The 832-nt window shown below is 63.0% G+C and carries 1 protein-coding gene; it reads left to right on the top strand.

The window, feature by feature from the left end; translation table 11 throughout:
- A partial coding sequence (locus MELE44368_RS23825) for a cbb3-type cytochrome c oxidase subunit I (protein WP_206613847.1) occupies positions 1–832 on the top strand: 832 nt, incomplete at both ends.

The following is an 832-nucleotide window of genomic DNA, read 5'->3' as shown; positions in this document are numbered from 1 at the left end:
CAGTTCCTGTCCAACGAGCAGTACAACCAGCTGTTCACCATGCACGGCACGATCATGTTGCTGTTGTACGCCACACCGATCGTGTTCGGCTTCGCCAACTGCATTCTCCCGCTGCAGATCGGCGCGCCCGACGTGGCGTTCCCGCGGCTGAACGCGTTGAGCTACTGGCTTTACCTGTTCGGCGCCCTGATCACCGTGTCGGGGTTCATCACCCCAAGCGGTGCAGCAGATTTCGGGTGGACGGCGTACACGCCGCTGGCCAATGCGCTGCACTCGCCGGGCGCCGGTGGTGACCTGTGGATCTTCGGCCTGGGTGTGGCCGGTCTGAGCACCATCCTGGGTGCGGTGAACATGATCACCACGGTGGTGTGCATGCGCGCACCCGGGATGACGATGTTCCGGATGCCGATTTTCACCTGGAACATCCTCGTGACGTCGATCATCGTGCTGATGGTGTTCCCGCTGCTGACCGCGGCGCTGTTCGCACTGGCCTACGACCGGCACCTCGGCGGGCACATCTACGACCCGGCCAACGGCGGGGTGATCCTCTGGCAGCACCTGTTCTGGTTCTTCGGCCACCCGGAGGTCTATGTCGTGGCCATCCCGTTCTTCGGCATCGTCACCGAGATCTTCCCGGTGTTCAGCCGCAAACCGGTCTTCGGCTACACCACGCTGGTCTACGCCACCATCGGCATCGCCGCGCTCTCGGTTGCCGTGTGGGCACACCACATGTTCGCCACCGGGGCCGTGCTGCTGCCGTGGTTCTCGTTCATGTCCTACATGATCGCGGTGCCGACCGGCATCAAGTTCTTCAACTGGATCGGCACGATGT

This window comes from Mycolicibacterium elephantis DSM 44368, from assembly GCF_004014805.1.
Lineage (GTDB): Bacteria > Actinomycetota > Actinomycetes > Mycobacteriales > Mycobacteriaceae > Mycobacterium > Mycobacterium elephantis.
This window is presented reverse-complemented; position numbering and strand designations above follow the sequence as displayed.